The organism is Kitasatospora cinereorecta, assembly GCF_024172095.1.
Classification (GTDB): Bacteria; Actinomycetota; Actinomycetes; order Streptomycetales; family Streptomycetaceae; genus Kitasatospora; species Kitasatospora cinereorecta.
The window spans coordinates 442,900-459,984 of record NZ_JAMZDX010000001.1; the positions used below are offsets into that span (position 1 = coordinate 442,900).

17 protein-coding genes are annotated in these 17,085 nt (G+C 71.7%); 12 read left to right on the forward strand and 5 right to left on the reverse strand.

Annotation, left to right across the window (positions count from 1 at the left end):
• The first annotated feature begins 153 nt into the window (after positions 1 to 153).
• From FHR36_RS02090 to FHR36_RS02105, 4 genes are all read left to right on the forward strand, one after another.
• Positions 154 to 1,578, forward strand: a complete 1,425-nt coding sequence (locus tag FHR36_RS02090) for a cystathionine beta-synthase (protein ID WP_301329681.1) — start codon at positions 154 to 156, stop codon at positions 1,576 to 1,578.
• 467 nt (positions 1,579 to 2,045) lie between these two features.
• Positions 2,046 to 2,375, forward strand: coding sequence for a hypothetical protein (locus FHR36_RS02095; protein WP_253793236.1), 330 nt, complete (start codon positions 2,046 to 2,048; stop codon positions 2,373 to 2,375).
• 126 nt (positions 2,376 to 2,501) lie between these two features.
• Complete coding sequence (locus FHR36_RS02100; RefSeq protein WP_253793239.1) at positions 2,502 to 3,773, forward strand: L,D-transpeptidase; 1,272 nt, start codon at positions 2,502 to 2,504, stop codon at positions 3,771 to 3,773.
• Between the two features lie 602 nt (positions 3,774 to 4,375).
• Complete coding sequence (locus tag FHR36_RS02105; protein ID WP_253793242.1) at positions 4,376 to 5,335, forward strand: hypothetical protein; 960 nt, start codon at positions 4,376 to 4,378, stop codon at positions 5,333 to 5,335.
• A gap of 63 nt (positions 5,336 to 5,398) precedes the next feature.
• On the opposite strand, the gene FHR36_RS02110 is transcribed toward FHR36_RS02105, so the two are convergent.
• Positions 5,399 to 5,761, reverse strand: a complete 363-nt coding sequence (locus tag FHR36_RS02110; RefSeq protein WP_253793245.1) for a cupin domain-containing protein — start codon at positions 5,759 to 5,761, stop codon at positions 5,399 to 5,401.
• Between the two features lie 180 nt (positions 5,762 to 5,941).
• Between FHR36_RS02110 and FHR36_RS02115 the strand changes: the two genes are divergently transcribed.
• Positions 5,942 to 6,418, forward strand: coding sequence for a hypothetical protein (locus FHR36_RS02115; RefSeq protein WP_253793247.1), 477 nt, complete (start codon positions 5,942 to 5,944; stop codon positions 6,416 to 6,418).
• A gap of 74 nt (positions 6,419 to 6,492) precedes the next feature.
• Here the strand turns inward: FHR36_RS02115 and msrA are convergent, their stop codons facing one another.
• Entirely contained in the window at positions 6,493 to 7,161 is a 669-nt protein-coding gene (gene msrA, locus FHR36_RS02120) for a peptide-methionine (S)-S-oxide reductase MsrA (protein WP_253794663.1), read from the reverse strand.
• Positions 7,162 to 7,297: 136 nt separating this feature from the next.
• On the opposite strand from msrA, the gene FHR36_RS02125 reads away from it, so the two are divergent.
• Positions 7,298 to 8,452: a cystathionine gamma-synthase gene (locus tag FHR36_RS02125; RefSeq protein WP_253793249.1), complete on the forward strand. Its 1,155-nt coding sequence runs from the start codon at positions 7,298 to 7,300 to the stop codon at positions 8,450 to 8,452.
• Positions 8,453 to 8,534: 82 nt separating this feature from the next.
• Here FHR36_RS02125 and FHR36_RS02130 read toward each other — a convergent pair whose 3' ends face one another.
• Positions 8,535 to 9,008: a MarR family winged helix-turn-helix transcriptional regulator gene (locus tag FHR36_RS02130; RefSeq protein WP_253793251.1), complete on the reverse strand. Its 474-nt coding sequence runs from the start codon at positions 9,006 to 9,008 to the stop codon at positions 8,535 to 8,537.
• 181 nt (positions 9,009 to 9,189) lie between these two features.
• Here FHR36_RS02130 and ilvA point away from each other — a divergent pair, with 181 nt between their 5' ends.
• The 3 genes from ilvA (at position 9,190) to FHR36_RS02145 (ending at position 12,486) form a co-directional block, all read left to right on the forward strand.
• Positions 9,190 to 10,401 carry a threonine ammonia-lyase gene (gene ilvA, locus FHR36_RS02135; RefSeq protein WP_253793253.1) on the forward strand — a complete coding sequence of 404 codons (1,212 nt, stop codon included), beginning with the start codon at positions 9,190 to 9,192 and terminating at the stop codon, positions 10,399 to 10,401.
• A gap of 203 nt (positions 10,402 to 10,604) precedes the next feature.
• The gene (locus FHR36_RS02140) at positions 10,605 to 11,615 is read left to right on the forward strand and encodes an ATP-binding cassette domain-containing protein (protein ID WP_253793255.1); all 1,011 of its coding nucleotides are present in this window, start codon (positions 10,605 to 10,607) and stop codon (positions 11,613 to 11,615) included.
• A gap of 1 nt (position 11,616) precedes the next feature.
• Positions 11,617 to 12,486 carry an ABC transporter permease gene (locus FHR36_RS02145; protein WP_253793256.1) on the forward strand — a complete coding sequence of 290 codons (870 nt, stop codon included), beginning with the start codon at positions 11,617 to 11,619 and terminating at the stop codon, positions 12,484 to 12,486.
• 73 nt (positions 12,487 to 12,559) lie between these two features.
• Here FHR36_RS02145 and greA read toward each other — a convergent pair whose 3' ends face one another.
• Both greA and FHR36_RS02155 read right to left on the reverse strand, forming a co-directional pair.
• On the reverse strand, positions 12,560 to 13,057 hold the full coding sequence (greA, locus tag FHR36_RS02150) for a transcription elongation factor GreA (protein WP_253793257.1): 498 nt from the start codon (positions 13,055 to 13,057) through the stop codon (positions 12,560 to 12,562).
• A gap of 244 nt (positions 13,058 to 13,301) precedes the next feature.
• Positions 13,302 to 13,712, reverse strand: coding sequence for a DUF4307 domain-containing protein (locus FHR36_RS02155; protein ID WP_253793258.1), 411 nt, complete (start codon positions 13,710 to 13,712; stop codon positions 13,302 to 13,304).
• A gap of 151 nt (positions 13,713 to 13,863) precedes the next feature.
• On the opposite strand from FHR36_RS02155, the gene mca reads away from it, so the two are divergent.
• Genes mca through FHR36_RS02170 form a run of 3 tightly spaced genes read left to right on the forward strand, consistent with a single transcriptional unit; the run spans position 13,864 to position 17,056 of the window.
• Complete coding sequence (gene mca / locus FHR36_RS02160) at positions 13,864 to 14,733, forward strand: mycothiol conjugate amidase Mca (RefSeq protein WP_253793259.1); 870 nt, start codon at positions 13,864 to 13,866, stop codon at positions 14,731 to 14,733.
• Between the two features lie 57 nt (positions 14,734 to 14,790).
• Positions 14,791 to 14,985 carry a hypothetical protein gene (locus FHR36_RS02165; RefSeq protein ID WP_253793260.1) on the forward strand — a complete coding sequence of 65 codons (195 nt, stop codon included), beginning with the start codon at positions 14,791 to 14,793 and terminating at the stop codon, positions 14,983 to 14,985.
• Positions 14,986 to 15,019: 34 nt separating this feature from the next.
• Entirely contained in the window at positions 15,020 to 17,056 is a 2,037-nt protein-coding gene (locus tag FHR36_RS02170; RefSeq protein ID WP_253793261.1) for a thioredoxin domain-containing protein, read from the forward strand.
• Positions 17,057 to 17,085 lie beyond the last annotated feature (29 nt).

Below are 17,085 nucleotides of genomic sequence, written 5' to 3' on the forward strand. Positions count from 1 at the left end.
CGCTCGTCCGGTCCGCTCCGGTCCGCTCCGTACTCGTACCCCACTGGTACCCGACTCGTACCCCACTGGTACCCGCCCGCGCCGCGGCCTATGGGTGCGGATCGGCCATCCGGGCGGTGGAACGGCCTAGGCTTGCGGTACCCACAGTCACACATGCCACAGACCGGGAGGACCCCCGTGCGGTACCACAATTCGATCATTGAGCTGGTCGGCAACACGCCGCTGGTCAAGCTCACCAAGGTCACCGAGGGGATCAGCGCCACCGTGCTGGCGAAGGTCGAGTACTTCAACCCGGGCGGGTCGGTGAAGGACCGGATCGCGATGCGCATGATCGAGGCTGCCGAGGCGTCCGGCGCGCTGAAGCCCGGCGGCACCATCGTCGAGCCGACCTCCGGCAACACCGGTGTCGGTCTGGCGATCGTGGCCCAGCAGAAGGGCTACAAGTGCATCTTCGTGTGCCCGGACAAGGTCTCCACCGACAAGATCAACACCCTGCGCGCGTACGGCGCCGAGGTCGTGGTCTGCCCGACCGCGGTCGCCCCCGAGCACCCCGACTCGTACTACAACGTCTCCGACCGCCTGGTCCGCGAGACCCCGAACGCCTGGAAGCCGGACCAGTACTCCAACCCGGACAACCCGGCCTCGCACTACCACTCCACCGGTCCGGAGCTGTGGGAGCAGACCGAGGGCCGGATCACCCACTTCGTGGCGGGCGTCGGCACCGGCGGCACCATCTCCGGCACCGGCAAGTACCTGAAGGAGGCGTCCGGCGGCACGGTCCAGGTGATCGGCGCCGACCCTGAGGGCTCGGTCTACTCCGGCGGCACCGGCCGCCCGTACCTGGTCGAGGGTGTCGGCGAGGACTTCTGGCCCACCGCCTACGACCGCGACGTGGCCGACCGGATCGTGGCCGTGTCCGACAAGGACTCCTTCCAGATGACCCGCCGCCTCGCCAAGGAGGAGGGCCTCCTGGTCGGCGGTTCCTGCGGCATGGCCGTGGTGGCCGCGCTGGAGGTCGCCCGCGAGCTCGGCCCGGACGACGTCGTGGTGGTCCTGCTGCCGGACGGCGGCCGCGGCTACCTGTCGAAGATCTTCAACGACGACTGGATGGCCGACTACGGCTTCCTGCCCACCGCCACCGACGAGGCCCACATCGGCGAGGTGCTGGCCCGCAAGGACGCCATCGAGCACGAGGGCATCCCGCAGTTCGTCCACATGCACCCGGGCGAGACGGTCGCCGAGGCGGTCCGCGTGCTGCGCGACTTCGGGGTCTCGCAGATGCCGGTGGTCTCCCCGGGCGCCGGGCACCCCGACATCATGGCCGGCGAGGTGGTCGGCTCGGTGGTCGAGCGCGAGCTGCTGGAGGGCCTGTTCGCGCAGCGCATCCAGCTCACCGACACCCTGGACAACGTGATGTCCAAGCCGCTGCCGGTGGTCGGCTCCGGCGAGTCGGTGACCAACCTGATGACCGTGCTGGAGAAGGCCGACGCCGTGGTGGTGCTGGTCGAGGGCAAGCCGCAGGGCATCGTCACCCGGCAGGACCTGCTGGCCTTCCTGACCGCCCGGGCCGGTCACTGAGCCGCCGTCCGCGCCGCCCGGGTCGCTGATCCGTCGTCAGGGCGGCCTCGGGGCCGGACAGGTGAAACGGCCTCGCCCCACCTGTTGGTACGTGGACGTCACGTTCACGCATCACCGGGTTAACAACGGACGTGCATCGTAGTGAGCACGGCAAGACGCCGAGCAGGGTGACGGCGGGATCGGGAGCGGCTCCCCGGTCCGCGGTCATCCCGGACACGTCGGTCGGCCCTGACCCGGCCCACCGTGTCCGCCCGTGGGGGCTGCCGTCGTCCCGCCCCTGTCCGGGCTGCCGCGAGGCGGCCGAGGCAGGGTGCGGCGGCTCCCGCGGCACCCATCGCGCCGTGAGGCGCGTCTTTGCAGGCTCCCGGGTGGGGGAGCCTGCAAAGACGGCAGGGCCGGTCCCCGGTATCGGGGGCCGGCCCTCGCCGTTGTTTCCGGAAGCCCGGCGGACCCCCTACGCTCCAGACATGACCAGCACTGACCTGCCCGAGCAGGACGCCCCGCGTTTCGTACGCCTCACCATCGAGCTCATCGCCGAGATCACCGACGAGCAGGCCCTCAAGGCCGCCGCGCTCGCCCAGGTCGCGGAGGACGAGTACCTCGACGACGACGAGCGCGCCCAGTCCGCCGAGGCCATCGAGGTCGACCCGTCCGGGTCGCTCGCCCACTTCATCGACCCGGTCGCGCTGCTCGGCGACGTCCCGGGCGTCGAGCTGACCTCCGCCACCTGGGAGTCGGCCAACACCGACTACGACCCGGACGACGAGAGCTGGGACGAGTACGAGGTGCAGGAGTAGTCACGCACGGTACGCGGCAGGCGCCGCAGAGCCCGGCCCGGACCAGTCCGGGCCGGGCTTTTGTCCGTTATGGCGAAGGAATGGGTACTCTCGTACGATCTGAACATTTTTCGTAGGGAGTGTGACGTGACGGCATCCGAGAAGCAGGACCGCCCGCTCGGCGGTACCTGGAGCCGCCGCGGTGTCCTCGCCGGGCTGCTCGGCGCCCCCGTCCTGATGCTGGCGGCGTGCACCGACGACAAGAAGGGCAGCACCCCGAACGCGGCCGGCTCCGGCCCGGCCGGCGGCAGCGCCGGCCCGAGCCCGAGCCCGAGCCCCAAGGTCTCGGTCGCCAAGATCACCGTCACCCCGGCCGACGGCACCACGGACGCGCCCTTCACCAAGCCGGTCACCGTCACCGTCACCGACGGCATCCTCGGCTCCGTCACGCTCACCGACGGCAAGGGCAGGCAGATACCCGGCCAGCTGGGGCCCTACGGCACCAGCTGGACCTCCACCCAGCCGCTCAGCAGCGGCACCAGCTACACCCTGGCCGCGGCCGCCACCGACAAGGACAAGCTCGAGGCGGACGCCAACGCCAAGTTCGCCACCGCCTCGCCCGCCAACACCTTCGTGGGCTACTTCACCCCCGAGGACGGCTCCACCGTCGGCGTCGGCATGCCGGTCTCGATCAACTTCAACAAGCCGATCACCGACCGGGCCGCCGTCCAGCAGGCCATCACCGTGACCGCCGAACCCGGCGTCGAGATCGTCGGCCACTGGTTCTCCAGCACCCGCCTCGACTTCCGCCCGGAGACCTACTGGGCCAAGGGCACCAAGGTCACCATCCAGCTGCGGCTCAAGGACGTGCAGGGCGCCAAGGGCGTCTTCGGCACCCAGTCCAAGGACGTCGGCTTCACCATCGGCCGCAGCCAGACCAGCGTCGCCGACCTCAAGGCCGACACCCTCACCGTCACCACCGACGGGCAGGTCAGCGCCACCTACCCCGTCATCGGCGGCGGCCCCGACCACCGGACCTGGGGCGGCAAGCTGGTCATCTCCGAGCAGTACAAGGAGACCCGGATGAACTCCGGCACCGTCGGCCTCGGCAGCGAGTACGACATCCCGGACGTCCCGCACGCCCAGCGCCTCACCACCTCCGGCACCTTCATCCACGGCAACTACTGGTCGCCCGACTCCCAGTTCGGCAACGACAACACCAGCCACGGCTGCATCTCGCTGAAGGACGTCAAGGGTGCCGGCGACCCGTCCACCAACGCCGCCAAGTTCTACGCCAGTTCGATGATCGGTGACGTGGTCGAGGTGATCAACTCCGGCGACAAGAGGGTCGACCCGGCCAATGGCCTGAACGGCTGGAACATGACCTGGGCCGAGTGGAAGGCCGGCAGCGCGATCTGACCCGGCCGGCGAGCTGCGAGGGATCGGCCCAGGTGGGAGTGCTGATCAACCAGGTGGGAGGGTGGATCAACCCGGTGTGACCGCGGGTGCCACCATGATGGGCCGAGCGCCGACGACCCAGCCGTCGCGCCGCCCACGCCGCATCCCAGGAGCACCCCATCAACACCGCCACACCCCGCCGTCGCACCCGCACCACCCGGGCCGCGATCGCCACCGCCGCGTGCGCCGCGACCCTCGCCGCCGGCCTCACCGCCTGCGGCACCGTCAAGCAGCTGACCGCCGGGGAGAAGGTCGCGGACGCCTTCCGGCCGTTCGGCGACGGCACCACCTTCAAGGCCGAGCTCTCCGTCGAGGCCACCCCCGAGCAACTGGTCGCCTTCGGCAAGGCCATCGCCGACCCGATCAAGCCGGCGGAGGCCCAGTCCCTCTCCGACCTCACCCTCTCCCTCTCCCTCAGCGCCAAGAAGCCGCTCAAGGACATCAAGGGCCTCAACAACCCGAGCGGCGACGGTGCGGCCGGCGCGCTTCCCGCCGACAAGGACCTCGACTTCGAGTACGTCCTCGGCGGGAAGAAGAGCGGCAAGCCCTACCTCGACCTGCGGGTGGTCGACGGCAAGGGATACCTCCAGGTCGACGCCCACGCGCTGGCCGCGATCGGCGGCGGCGACGCCTCCATGGTCGACGAGATGGCCGACTCCGTCCCCGCCGGGATGAAGGTCGCCAAGGACCTGCTCCAGGGCAAGTGGATCTCCTTCGATCCCACCCTCATGCAGGAACTCGCCAAGGACGCCCCCGCCGGGCCCGCCGGCGCCGCCGGCTCCGGGGCCAAGCCGTCCGCCGCCCCGAGCCCCGCCGCGGCGCCCTCGCTCGATCCGCAGGCGCTCAAGGGCTTCTCCGACGCCCTCAAGGACCTGTTCGCCAAGAACGTCACCTTCGAGGACCGCGGCACCAAGGACGGCGTCAACGACATCCACGTCTCCGCCCAGGCCCGCACCCTGGTCGACGGCCTCCTCCAGGCCGCCAAGCCGCTCACCAAGGACCTGCCGCAGACCAAGCCGCTCCCGGACTCCGCCCCGAGCAGCGTCCCCGACCGCAGGATCGGCGCCGACCTCTTCCTCAAGAACGGCACCCTCTCCTACGCCACCATCGACCTCGCCCAGTTCAGCGACAAGGCGGGCCCCGGCCAGCGCCTCCCGCTCAAGCTCGCCCTCGGCAAGGACGTCCCCGCGATCCAGGCCCCGACCGGCGCCACCGAGGTCACCAAGCAGGACATCGACGGCGTCGTCGCCGGCATGATCGACCCCGCCGCCGGCCTGCCGGGCGGCATCACCGGCCTGGGCACCGGCCCCGGCGTGGGCCTCCCCGACCTCCCCGACCTCGGCGGCCTCGGCGACGCCGGCCCGGGCTCCGGCTCCGGCGTCGGCAAGGCCGACCCGCTCACCGACGCCCAGCTCGCCGAACTCGCCAAGCTCGGCCTGGACGCGACCCAGGCCAAGGCCATGAACCGGGCCGGCATCACCTTCGAGGAGCTCAAGCAGTTCGCGCAGCACCTGAAGGGCTGACCCGACCCCTCCCCGGCCGTCCGGCGCGCACCCCGCGCCGGGCGGCCTTCCGCTGTCCCGCCCTCACCGTTTCGCGTAGTCGGCGAACCCCTGCCAGTCGAGCACCACGCACGCCTCGTCCCCGAGCACCCACGCGTCGTGCCCCGGCGGGCAGACCATGAAGTCACCCGGGCCGAACTCCTCGCTCTGGCCGTCGTTCATCACGATCTTCATCCGGCCGGAGATCACGTACCCCGCATGCGAGGCCTGGCAACTCTCCGTCCCCGCGATCGGCGCCACGTGCTTCGACCACTGCCACCCCGGCTCGAACACCCCCCGCCCGACCCCACCGGTCGCCGTGTTCACCAGCGCCATCTGCCCCATTCCGCCCTCGAACGGACGGACCTCCTCCGGCTCATCCAGACTCATCCGCACCAGCCCGGCCATCACCGCACCTCCCAACCCACATCCCCGCCCCACCAGTCTCCGCGCCCCCACCCACCCCTGCCACGCGGAGGCCGCGGCCCAGGGCCCCGGTCGGTACGGGACGGACGGCTCAGGCGACCGGGACGTCGGGCGCTCCAGCCTGGACGTACAACGTCGGTCCCCCCACCCACAGGAGTCGCCATGCTTGCCAAACACGGACACCGAGCCGCCCTCGCCACGGCGGCGGCCGCTCTCACCCTCGCCGGAGGTCTGGGCGCCGGAGTCGCCACGGCGCAGGCCGCGCCCGCCGCCGTGACCAGCCAGTCCGGTGCCCAGAGCGCCAAGCCCCTGGACGTCTCGATGGGCGGAGGCACCGTCCTCACCCGCGGGGACAAGGTGAGTTCGGCCAAGGCCACGCTCATCATGCAGTCCGACGGCAACCTCGTCGTCTACGACGAGTACGGCAACGCCCGCTGGTCGGCGGGCACTCAGGGGCTGGGCGACTACGCCTACTTCCAGACCGACGGCAACCTCGTGGTCTACGACGAGTACAACTACGCGGTCTGGTCGTCGGGCACCGCCGGCTACACCGACGCCAACCTCAACGTCCTGGAGAACGGCAACGTCACCATCTGGTGGCGGGGTTACGTGGTCTGGCAGACCTACACCGCCCACTGACCCGAACCAGTACCCGCCTCCGGTCCCCGAGCCGGAGGCGGTTCAGTGACAGCCCCTGGGTCGCGACCGGCCGCTCAGCCGTTCGTCTTCGCGACCCCGATCGGGCAGCTCGCGCCGGTGCCGCCGAGGCCGCAATAGCCGCCGGGGTTCTTGGCGTCGGAGAGGTACTGCTGGTGGTAGGGCTCGGCAGGGTAGAAGGGGCCGGCGGGGAGGATCTCGGTGGTGATGGGGCCGAGGCCGAGGGCGGTGAGGGCGGGCTGGAAGGCGTCGCGGGAGGCTTCGGCGGCGGCCTGCTGGGCGGGGGAGTGGGTGTAGACCGCGGAGCGGTACTGGGTGCCGACGTCGTTGCCCTGGCGGAAGCCCTGGGTGGGGTCGTGGGCCTCCCAGAAGGTCTTGAGGAGGGTGTCGTAGGAGATGACGGCGGGGTCGTAGACCACGCGGACGGCCTCGGTGTGACCGGTGCGGCCGCTGCAGACCTCGTCGTAGGTGGGGTTGGGGGTGTGGCCGCCCTGGTAGCCGACCAGGGTGGTGAAGATGCCGTCGCCGAGGCGCCAGAAGGTGCGCTCGGCGCCCCAGAAGCAGCCCAGCCCGAAGTCGGCGGTCTCCAGTCCGGCGGGGTAGGGGCCGGTGAGGGGGTGGCCGAGGACGGTGTGCGGGTCGGTGAGCCGGAAGGCGGGCTCGGTGCGGCCGGGGAGGGCCTGGGCGGCGGTGACCAGTTCGGGCTTGAGGCGGAAGAACGACACGGTCTGCTCCAAAGCGGTGGCGCGGTGGCGGGACACGGCAGCGTGGGTGCCACGGTGGCAGTGGGTTCAACGCGGACCGTCGGCCGACGATTCCGATGGAGGGCTGCGGGGCCTTCGGCGGACTAGGCTCGGGGCCATGACCGAGCACCAGCTTCCCCAGGGCTTCGAGACCCTCGCCATCCACGCGGGTCAGGAAGCAGACCCCCAGACCGGGGCCGTCGTCACGCCGATCTACCAGGTGTCCACCTACAAGCAGGACGGGGTGGGCGGCCTGCGGGGCGGGTACGAGTACAGCCGCAGCGCCAACCCGACCCGGACCGCGCTGGAGGAGTGCCTCGCGGCGCTGGAGGGCGGCGCCCGCGGCCTCGCCTTCGCCTCCGGCCTGGCGGCCGAGGACACCCTGCTGCGCACGATCCTCAAGCCGGGCGACCACATCGTCATTCCGAACGACGCGTACGGCGGCACGTTCCGCCTGTTCGCGAAGGTGCTGACCCGTTGGGGCGTGGAGTTCTCCGTCGCCGACACGCACCACGCGGAGAAGGTGCGCGAGGCGATGCGGCCGAACACCCGTGCCGTGTGGGTGGAGACCCCGTCGAACCCGCTGCTGGGCATCGCCGACCTGGCCGCGCTGGCCGAGATCGCGCACGGCGCGGGCGCCCTGCTGGTGGTCGACAACACCTTCGCCAGCCCGTACCTGCAGCAGCCGATCGCGTTCGGCGCGGACGTGGTGGTGCACTCGACCACCAAGTACATGGGCGGCCACTCGGACGTGGTCGGCGGTGCGCTGGTCGCGGCGGACGCCGGGCTCGGCGAGGAGATCATGTACCACCAGAACGCGATGGGCGCGGTCTCGGGCCCGTTCGACGCCTGGCTGGTGCTGCGCGGCATCAAGACGCTCGGTGTCCGGATGGACCGGCACAGCTCGAACGCCGAGAAGGTGGTGGAGCTGCTGACCAAGCACCCGAAGGTCAGCCAGGTGCTGTACCCGGGGCTGCCCGGGCACCCCGGCCACGACGTGGCGGCCAAGCAGATGAAGGCTTTCGGCGGCATGGTGTCGTTCCGCGTCGCGGGTGGCGAGGAGGCGGCGGTCGAGGTCTGCAACCGGGCGAAGCTGTTCACGCTCGGCGAGTCGCTGGGCGGCGTGGAGTCGCTGATCGAGCACCCGGGCCGGATGACCCACGCCTCGGCGGCGGGTTCGCCGCTGGAGGTGCCGGCCGACCTGGTCCGCGTCTCGGTGGGCATCGAGTCGATCGACGACCTGCTGGCCGACCTGGAGCAGGCGCTCGGCTAGCTCGTAGGACGGTCGAAGAGGGGTCCGTGTCCTTCGGGGCGCGGGCCCCTCGCCGTTGCCGTCCAGGGCGGGGCGGGGCGGTTCAGGGCCGGTGGTCGGTGGTGAAGGTCTCCAGGGAGTCGTTGAAGCGGGTGAGCAGGCGGCAGAAGGCGTGCTGTTCGTCGGCGGGCCAGTCGGCGGTCAGTTGCTTCATCAACTCCTCGCGGTCGGCGCGCACTTCGGCGAGTCGGCGGCAGCCGAGCGGGGTGAGCGCGAGCCGGACGGTGCGGCGGTCGGCGGGGTAGGGGACCCGCCCGACCAGGTCGGCGCGGACGAGCGGGGCGGCCTGCCGGGTCACCGTGGAGGAGTCGATACCGAGGGCGTCGGCGAGCGCCTTGACGTTGGCCGGTCCGTGCCGGGCCAGGTGGTCGAGCAGCAGGTAGGAGGCGCGGTCCAGGGCGCCGACCGCGCCGAGCCGGGCCTGCTCCATCCGGCGGGCGAACACCGCCACCTGGTACTGGAGTTGGCCGTGGAGGGGATCGTTGCTTCCGGCGGTGCGGGGCGAGGGCGTGGTCATCGCGGCTCACGTTCGGGATGCGGTGAGGGTCGGTCGGTGGGGGAGGCGGCGGGGAGGCGGCGGGAGGGAGTAGGCGGTGAGCGACTGCGCGTGAACCAGCAGCGTACGCGCGCGCGGCGGCCCCGGGAACAGGCCCTGCGCTTACCGGCCGGCAACCGCCGGAGCCCCTACGCTGATCGGCATGGAGAGTTGGCCGATCACCGTGGACGACGTCCGGGGCGCTCAGAAGATGCTCGCCGGGATCGCCCGGGTCACGCCGATGGAGAGCAGCCGGCACCTCTCCGCGCTGGTCGGGGCGCCGGTCCACCTGAAGTGCGAGAACCTGCAGCGCACGGGTTCGTTCAAGCTGCGCGGCGCGTATGTGCGGATCGCGGGGCTGTCGCCGGTGGAGCGGGCGTGCGGGGTGGTGGCGGCGAGCGCCGGCAACCACGCGCAGGGGGTGGCGCTGGCGGCGTCGCTGCTGGGGGTGCACTCGACGGTGTTCATGCCGGTGGCGGCGCCGCTGCCGAAGGTGTCGGCGACCCGGGACTACGGCGCCGAGGTGCGGCTGCACGGCACGACGGTGGACGAGTCCCTGCAGGCGGCGCAGCGGTACGCGGACGCCACCGGGGCGGTGTTCATCCACCCCTTCGACCACTGGGACGTGATCACCGGCCAGGCGACCATGGGGCTGGAGATCCTGGAGCAGTGCCCGGAGGTGCGCACCATCGTGGCGGGGGTGGGCGGCGGCGGTCTGCTGGCCGGGATCGCGGCGGCGGTGAAGCCGCTGCGGCCGGACGTACGGGTGGTCGGGGTGCAGGCGGCCGCGGCCGCGGCGTACCCGCCGTCGCTGGCGGCCGGCCGGCCGGTGTCGCTGGAGCAGTTCTCGACCATGGCGGACGGGATCATGGTGGGCCGTCCGGGCGACCTCCCGTTCGAGGTGGTGAACACCCTGGCGGACGGGGTGCGGACGGTGTCGGAGGACGGGCTGTCGCGGGCGCTGCTGCTCGGTCTGGAGCGGTTGAAGCTGGTGGTGGAGCCGGCCGGGGCGAGCCCGATCGCGGCGCTGCTGGAGGACCCGTCGGCGTTCGAGGGGCCGGTGGTGGCGGTGCTGTCGGGCGGCAACATCGACCCGCAGCTGATGCAGCGGGTGCTGCGGCACGGCCTGGCGGCGGCCGGGCGCTACCTGTCGCTGCGGGTGCGGTTGGCGGACCGGCCGGGGGCGCTGGCCGGGCTGCTGGCGGTGCTGACCCGGGTGGACGCCAATGTGCTGGACGTGGCGCACGTGCGGATCGACCCGCAGCTGGGGCTGACCGAGGTCGAGGTGGACCTGCACCTGGAGACCAAGGGGCCGGAGCACTGCGCGGCGGTGCTGGCCGAGCTGCGGGAGGCGGGGTACGTGGTCTCCCGGTAGCCGCTCCGGCCCCTACCACGGCGGGGAAGCGCCGGGAAGCGCCGGGAAGCGCCGAGAAATTCGCTTGACGCGATATATCGCGAGCTGCCACCATCCCGCGATGTATCGCGAGCATCGGCGTCCGCCGGCCCGGGTACGACACAACAGGACAAAACCTCTCGAAACCTTCGACATCCCCCGATCAGGAGATGAGGCAGGTCCACATGGCGCCAGCCATCCAAGCCGAGAACCTGGTGAAGACCTTCGGTGACGTCCGCGCCCTCGACGGGGTCAGCCTGGACGTGCCCGAGGGCACCGTGCTCGGGCTGCTCGGCCCCAACGGCGCGGGCAAGACCACCACGGTCCGGGTGCTCACCACGCTGCTCCAGCCCGACTCGGGCAGCGCCCAGGTCGCCGGGGTGGACGTGCTGAAGCACCCGAACAAGGTGCGCAGCCTGATCGGCCTGTCCGGTCAGTTCGCGGCGGTCGACGAGTACCTCACCGGCCGGGAGAACCTTCAGATGGTCGGCGAGCTCTACCAGATGAGCAGCCGGGACGCGAAGGCCCGGGCACTGGAGCTGCTGGAGTGGTTCAACCTCGCCGACGCCGCCGACCGCACTGCCAAGACGTACTCCGGCGGCATGCGTCGCCGGCTCGACCTGGCCGCCGCCCTGGTCGTCAGGCCGCCGGTGATGTTCATGGACGAGCCGACCACCGGCCTCGACCCGCGCAACCGGCTCGCCCTGTGGGAGGTGATCGAGTCGCTGGTCGAGCAGGGCACCACCCTGCTGCTCACCACCCAGTACCTGGAGGAGGCGGACCGCCTCGCCCACGACATCGCCGTGGTCGACCACGGCAAGGTGATCGCCCGCGGCACCGCGGACGAGCTCAAGGCGCAGATCGGCGGCGAGCGGATCGAGGTCGTGGTGCACCGCCCCGACCTGGTCGCCGAGGCCCTGGCCGCGCTCACCCCGTACGCCAAGGGCGACCCGGCGGTGGAGAAGAACACCCGCCGGATCACCGTGCCGATCAGCGGCGGCGCCAAGGTGCTGGCGGACGTGATCCGCGAGCTGGACGCCCGCTCGATCGAGATCGACGACATCGGTCTGCGCCGCCCGACCCTGGACGACGTCTTCCTCTCGCTCACCGGCCACGCCACCGCGGCCGAGGACGAGAACGGCGAGGACGGGTCCGCGGAGCGCAAGGGCCGCCGCGCCAAGGGGAAGGACGCCTGAGATGACGACCACCGCGAGCACCTCCGCCCAGGGCGCCATCGGCCGCTCCCCGGTCACCCCGCGCAGCGGCGTGGCGGCCGTCCTGCACGACTCCTGGGTGGTGGCCAAGCGCAACCTGCGCCGGATGACCCGGATCCCGGAGATCGTGGTCTTCGGCCTGATGCAGCCGGTCATGTTCGTGCTGCTGTTCTCGTACGTGATGGGCGGCGCGATCCAGATCCCGGGGACGACCGCCAGCTCGGACGCCTACACCCAGTTCCTGATGGCGGGCATCTTCGCCCAGACCGTGACCTTCGCGGTGGCCGGCGCCTCGGCCGGCATCGCGGAGGACATGACCAAGGGCCTGGTGGACCGGTTCCGGGCGCTGCCGATGGCCCGCGCCGCGGTACTGACCGGCCGGACCTTCGCCGACCTGGTGCAGACCGCCTTCACCCTGGTGGTGCTGGCCCTGGTGGCGCTGCTGGTGGGCTGGCGGATCCACGAGGGCGTCCTCAGCGCGCTCGGCGCCTTCGCGCTGCTGCTCCTGCTGGGCTACGCCTTCTCCTGGATCGGCGCGCTGATCGGCCTGTCGGTGCGCAGCCCGGAGGCGGCCACCTCGGCCGGACTGATCTGGCTGTTCCCGCTGACCTTCATCTCCAACGCGTTCGTGCCGATCAGCTCGATGCCGGGCTGGCTGCAGCCGATCGCCTACTGGAACCCGTTCAGCGCCACCGTGCAGGCCTGCCGCAACCTGTTCGGCAACCAGGTCGGCCCGGTCGACCCGGCCTGGCCGATGCAGCACGCGGTGGTGGTGTCGATCGGCTGGTCGATCGTGATCACCGCGGTGTTCTCCTGGCTGTCGGTGCGCAAGTACCGGCGGGCGGCCGGCTGACCTGAACAGTCGCACTGGAAGCGCGAAGCGGCCGCACCCCGAGGGGTGCGGCCGCTTCGGCGTCTGCGGGGGCTCAGCCCTCGTACGGCTTGGCCTCGACGATCTTGACGGAGGCCTTCTTGCCGTTCGGCAGCTCGTAGACGGCGTTCTCGCCGACCGACTTGCCGTGGATGGCCTTGCCCAGCGGCGACTGCGGCGAGTAGACGTCGATGTCGCCGTCGGTGACCTCGCGGGAGGCGAGCAGGAACTCCATGGTGTCGTCCATGTCGCCGTCGAACGCGACGGTCACCAGCATGCCGGGGGCGACGACGCCGGAGTCGGCCGGGGCCTCGCCCACCTTGGCGCGCTCGAGCAGCTGGGTCAGCTGGCGGATCCGGGCCTCGGTCTTGCCCTGCTCGTCCTTGGCCGCGTGGTAGCCGGCGTTCTCCTTGAGGTCGCCCTCCTCGCGCGCGGCCTCGATCTTCTGGGCGATCTCCACGCGCCACGGGCCGGTCAGGTGCTCAAGCTCAGCCTTGAGCTTGTTGTAGTGGTCCTGAGTGAGCCAGGTCACGTCATCGCTGGTCTGGGTCACAGGGTGCTCCTCGTCGGTGCTGGCGGTGCTGAGGGGTTGATCGTCAGCAGGTGGTCGATTTCAGGCGTAGTACGCCGTACTGCGGCGAACTACAAAGCAACGCCCACTCCCGTGCCGACCGGCTCGGAAGGGGCGAAACCACGAGCCTAACAATTTCCCGGTGCGGACGGGAGTGCTGTTTCCCGGCCGCTCCCTCGAATATGCGCCCGAACGGGTGAGATGCGCAAAGGGCCGCCCGGCCTGCTCAGTGGCCCTGCGGCGTGCAACCCAGCAGCTGGGCGGTGGTGCCGCGGGCCGTGGTGCGCAGCGTCACCACCGCGTCGTAGCTGTCGCCCGCGTTGGGGACGGGGAAGTCGTGTTGCCCGACCACCGAACCGTCCTCGCCCTGCGAGCGGACCGTGCACACCCCGCCGGTGCCCTCGGTCTTGCGGACCGCCAGGTGCAGCTGCAGCTCGCTGTCCGAGACCGCCTGGAAGGTCGGCACCGAGCCGTTCATCGCCGTCTCGCGCAGCAGGTAGGACGTGCCGAGCCAGCCGATCAGGCCGAGGAAGAGCACCCCGCAGACCACCGCGGCGATCCGCAGCTTCCGGTCCGCCTCGCGGTCGGTGCGGCGGCTGTACCGGCCCTCGGGCAGGGAAGCGGTGCGCTGGTCCATGGCGGTCGTAGGTCCTTTCGACGAGGGGCCCTCGGTCCACGGCGGGAATGGACCGGCCCTCCAGTCCGTCACTATAGGAGGGGCACGTCCGCGCCGGAGGCGGCGGGGGAGCCGGCCCGACGAACCGGACATACCTGGAAGGAACCAGGCGTTGACTGAGCAGTTGCGACTGATGGCTGTGCACGCGCACCCGGACGACGAGTCCAGCAAGGGCGCGGCCACCATGGCGATGTACGTGTCGCAGGGGGTGGACGTGCTGGTTGCCACCTGTACCGGGGGAGAGCGCGGCTCGATCCTGAACCCGAAGCTCCAGGGCGACAAGTGGGTGGAGGAGAACATCCACGAGGTCCGCCGCAAGGAGATGGACGCCGCCCGGGAGATCCTCGGCGTCCAGCAGGCCTGGCTGGGCTACGTCGACTCGGGCCTGCCCGAGGGCGACCCGCTGCCCCCGCTCCCCGAGGGCTGCTTCGCCCTCGAGGACGTGAACGAGGCGGCCGGCGCCCTGGTCAAGCTGATCCGCGAGTTCCGCCCGCACGTGATCACCACGTACGACGAGAACGGCGGGTACCCGCACCCCGACCACATCATGACCCACAAGATCACCATGGTGGCCTTCGACGCCGCCGGCGACCCGGACGCCTACCCGGAGGCCGGCGAGCCCTGGCAGCCGCAGAAGCTGTACTACAACCACGGCTTCCCGATGGCCCGGATGCGCACCCTGCACACCTACCTCACCGAGCACGGGCACGACTCCCCGTACGGCGAGTGGATCGCCGGCTGGGAGAAGAGCGGCCGCAAGGAGCGGGAGATCACCACCCGCGTGACCTGCGACGACTTCTTCGAGATCCGGGACAAGGCGCTGATCGCCCACGCCACCCAGATCGACCCGGACGGCCCCTGGTTCCGCGTCCCGCTGGACATCCAGCGCGAGATCTGGCCGACCGAGGACTACGAGCTGGTCCGCTCCCACGTCGACACCGACCTGCCGGAGAGCGACCTCTTCGCCGGTCTGCGCAAGTAACGCCCCCTGCGGTACCCCGGTGACCCGGCCGCTGTCAGGCCGGGTCACCATGGAGGAATGAGCACCCCCGTGACCCTGAACCACCTCGCCGCCGCGAACCTCGCCCTGGACGACACCAAGGTGACCCCCGGCCTGCTGGGCTTCGTCGTCTTCGCCGCCCTCGGCGTGGCGACCTGGTTCCTGCTGAAGTCGATGAACGCCCGCTTCAAGAAGATCGACTTCGCCGAGGAGCCCGAGCAGCCCAAGGAGTAGCCGCCGCGGCGCCGCGATGCGCAAGGATGGGGGCATGCCGAACCGTCTCGCGGACGCGACCTCGCCGTACCTGCTGCAGCACGCCGACAACCCGGTCGACTGGTGGCCCTGGGGGCCCGAGGCCTTCGCGGAGGCGGAACGGCGCGGGGTGCCCGTGCTGCTCTCGGTCGGCTACGCGGCGTGCCACTGGTGCCACGTGATGGCCCACGAGTCGTTCGAGGACGAGACCGTCGGGGCGTACCTGAACGAGCACTTCGTCGCGGTGAAGGTCGACCGCGAGGAGCGGCCGGACGTGGACGCCGTCTACATGGAGGCCGTCCAGGCCGCCACCGGGCAGGGCGGCTGGCCCATGACGGTCTTCCTCACCCCCGAGAAGGACCCGTTCTACTTCGGCACCTACTTCCCGCCGCAGCCCCGGCACGGCATGCCCGGCTTCCGGCAGGTGCTGGAGGGCGTCGCCGCCGCCTGGCGCGACCGCCGCGACGAGGTCGGCGAGGTGGCCGGCCGGATCCGCGCCGACCTGGCCGAGCGCGCCTCGGTGTACGCCGTCGGCAGCGGCGTGATGAAGCCCCCCGGCGACGCCGAACTGCACCTCGCCCTCACCGAGCTCAGCCGCACCTTCGACGCCACCCACGGCGGTTTCGGCGGCGCCCCCAAGTTCCCGCCGTCCATGGCGATCGAGTTCCTGCTCCGCCACCACGCCCGCACCGGCTCCGAGGCCGCCCTCGAAATGGCGCAGCGCACCTGTGAGGCGATGGCCCGCGGCGGCCTCTACGACCAGCTCGGCGGCGGCTTCGCCCGGTACGCCGTCGACAACCGCTGGGTCGTCCCGCACTTCGAGAAGATGCTGTACGACAACGCCCTGCTGCTGCGCGGGTACCTCCACCTGTGGCGGGCCACCGGCAGCGCGCAGGCCCGCCGGGTCGCGCTGGAGACCGCCGACTTCCTGCTGCGCGAACTGCGCACCCCCGAAGGCGGATTCGCCTCCGCCCTGGACGCCGACAGCCTCGACGAGGAGACCGGGAAGAGCGCCGAGGGCGCCTACTACGCCTGGGATCCGGGACAGCTGGTCGACGTCCTCGGACCGACCGACGCCGCCCTGGCCGCCCGCCTGTTCACCGTCACCGCCGAAGGCACCTTCGAACACGGCACCTCCGTGCTCCAGTTGCTCGCCGACCCCGAGGACGAGGACGAGTACCGGCGCATCCGCGACCTGCTGCTCACCGCCCGCGGCCGCCGGCCCGCCCCCGCCCGCGACGACAAGGTGGTCGCCGCCTGGAACGGCCTCGCCGTCGCCGCCCTCGCCGAGACCGGCGCCCTGCTGGAGCGCCCCGACCTGATCGAGGCCGCCGAGCGCGCCGCCGACCTGCTGATCACCGTCCACCTCACCCCCGAGGGACGCCTGCTGCGCACCTCCCGCGACGGCCGGGCCGGCACCAACGCCGGCGTCCTGGAGGACTACGCCGACACCGCCGAGGGCTTCCTCGCCCTGTACGCCGTCACCGGCGACAGCTCCTGGCTCGACCTGGCCGGCGAACTGCTCGACATCGTCCTGCTGCACTTCACCGACGACGTCTCCGGCGCCCTCTACGACACCGCGGACGACGCCGAGGAACTCATCCGCCGTCCCCAGGACCCCAGCGACAACGCCACCCCCTCCGGCTGGACCGCCGCCGCCGGCGCCCTGCTCGGCTACGCCGCCTACACCGGCTCCGAGCGGCACCGCACCGCCGCCGAACGCGCCCTCGGCGTGGTCACCGCACTCGGCACCCGCGCCCCCCGGTTCATCGGCTGGGGCCTCGCCGTCGCCGAGGCCCTGCTCGACGGCCCGCGCGAGGTCGCCGTGGTCGGCGCCGAGGGCGACCCCGCCCGCGCCCTGCTGCACCGCACCGCCCTCGCCGCCACCGCCCCCGGCGCCGTCGTCGCCGTCGGCGAGCCCGGCAGCACCGAGGTGCCGCTGCTGGCCGACCGGCCGCTGCTCGACGGCCGGGCCGCCGCGTACGTCTGCCGGCACTTCACCTGCGACGCGCCGACGGCGGACGCCGAGGCGCTGGCGGAGAAGCTGGCGTAAATCCGTTGGTGCCAGGGCGCGGACGGGGG

Bases quoted from the DNA above. Each gene is read 5' to 3' on its own strand.
- FHR36_RS02090 (WP_301329681.1), top strand. From the start codon at position 154: ATGCCACAGACCGGGAGGACCCCCGTGCGGTACCACAATTCGATCATT.
- FHR36_RS02095 (WP_253793236.1), top strand. From the start codon at position 2,046: ATGACCAGCACTGACCTGCCCGAGCAGGACGCCCCGCGTTTCGTACGC.
- FHR36_RS02110 (WP_253793245.1), bottom strand. From the start codon at position 5,761: ATGGCCGGGCTGGTGCGGATGAGTCTGGATGAGCCGGAGGAGGTCCGT.
- FHR36_RS02115 (WP_253793247.1), top strand. From the start codon at position 5,942: ATGCTTGCCAAACACGGACACCGAGCCGCCCTCGCCACGGCGGCGGCC.
- FHR36_RS02125 (WP_253793249.1), top strand. From the start codon at position 7,298: ATGACCGAGCACCAGCTTCCCCAGGGCTTCGAGACCCTCGCCATCCAC.
- FHR36_RS02130 (WP_253793251.1), bottom strand. From the start codon at position 9,008: ATGACCACGCCCTCGCCCCGCACCGCCGGAAGCAACGATCCCCTCCAC.
- ilvA (WP_253793253.1), top strand. From the start codon at position 9,190: ATGGAGAGTTGGCCGATCACCGTGGACGACGTCCGGGGCGCTCAGAAG.
- FHR36_RS02140 (WP_253793255.1), top strand. From the start codon at position 10,605: ATGGCGCCAGCCATCCAAGCCGAGAACCTGGTGAAGACCTTCGGTGAC.
- FHR36_RS02145 (WP_253793256.1), top strand. From the start codon at position 11,617: ATGACGACCACCGCGAGCACCTCCGCCCAGGGCGCCATCGGCCGCTCC.
- FHR36_RS02155 (WP_253793258.1), bottom strand. From the start codon at position 13,712: ATGGACCAGCGCACCGCTTCCCTGCCCGAGGGCCGGTACAGCCGCCGC.
- FHR36_RS02165 (WP_253793260.1), top strand. From the start codon at position 14,791: ATGAGCACCCCCGTGACCCTGAACCACCTCGCCGCCGCGAACCTCGCC.
- FHR36_RS02170 (WP_253793261.1), top strand. From the start codon at position 15,020: ATGCCGAACCGTCTCGCGGACGCGACCTCGCCGTACCTGCTGCAGCAC.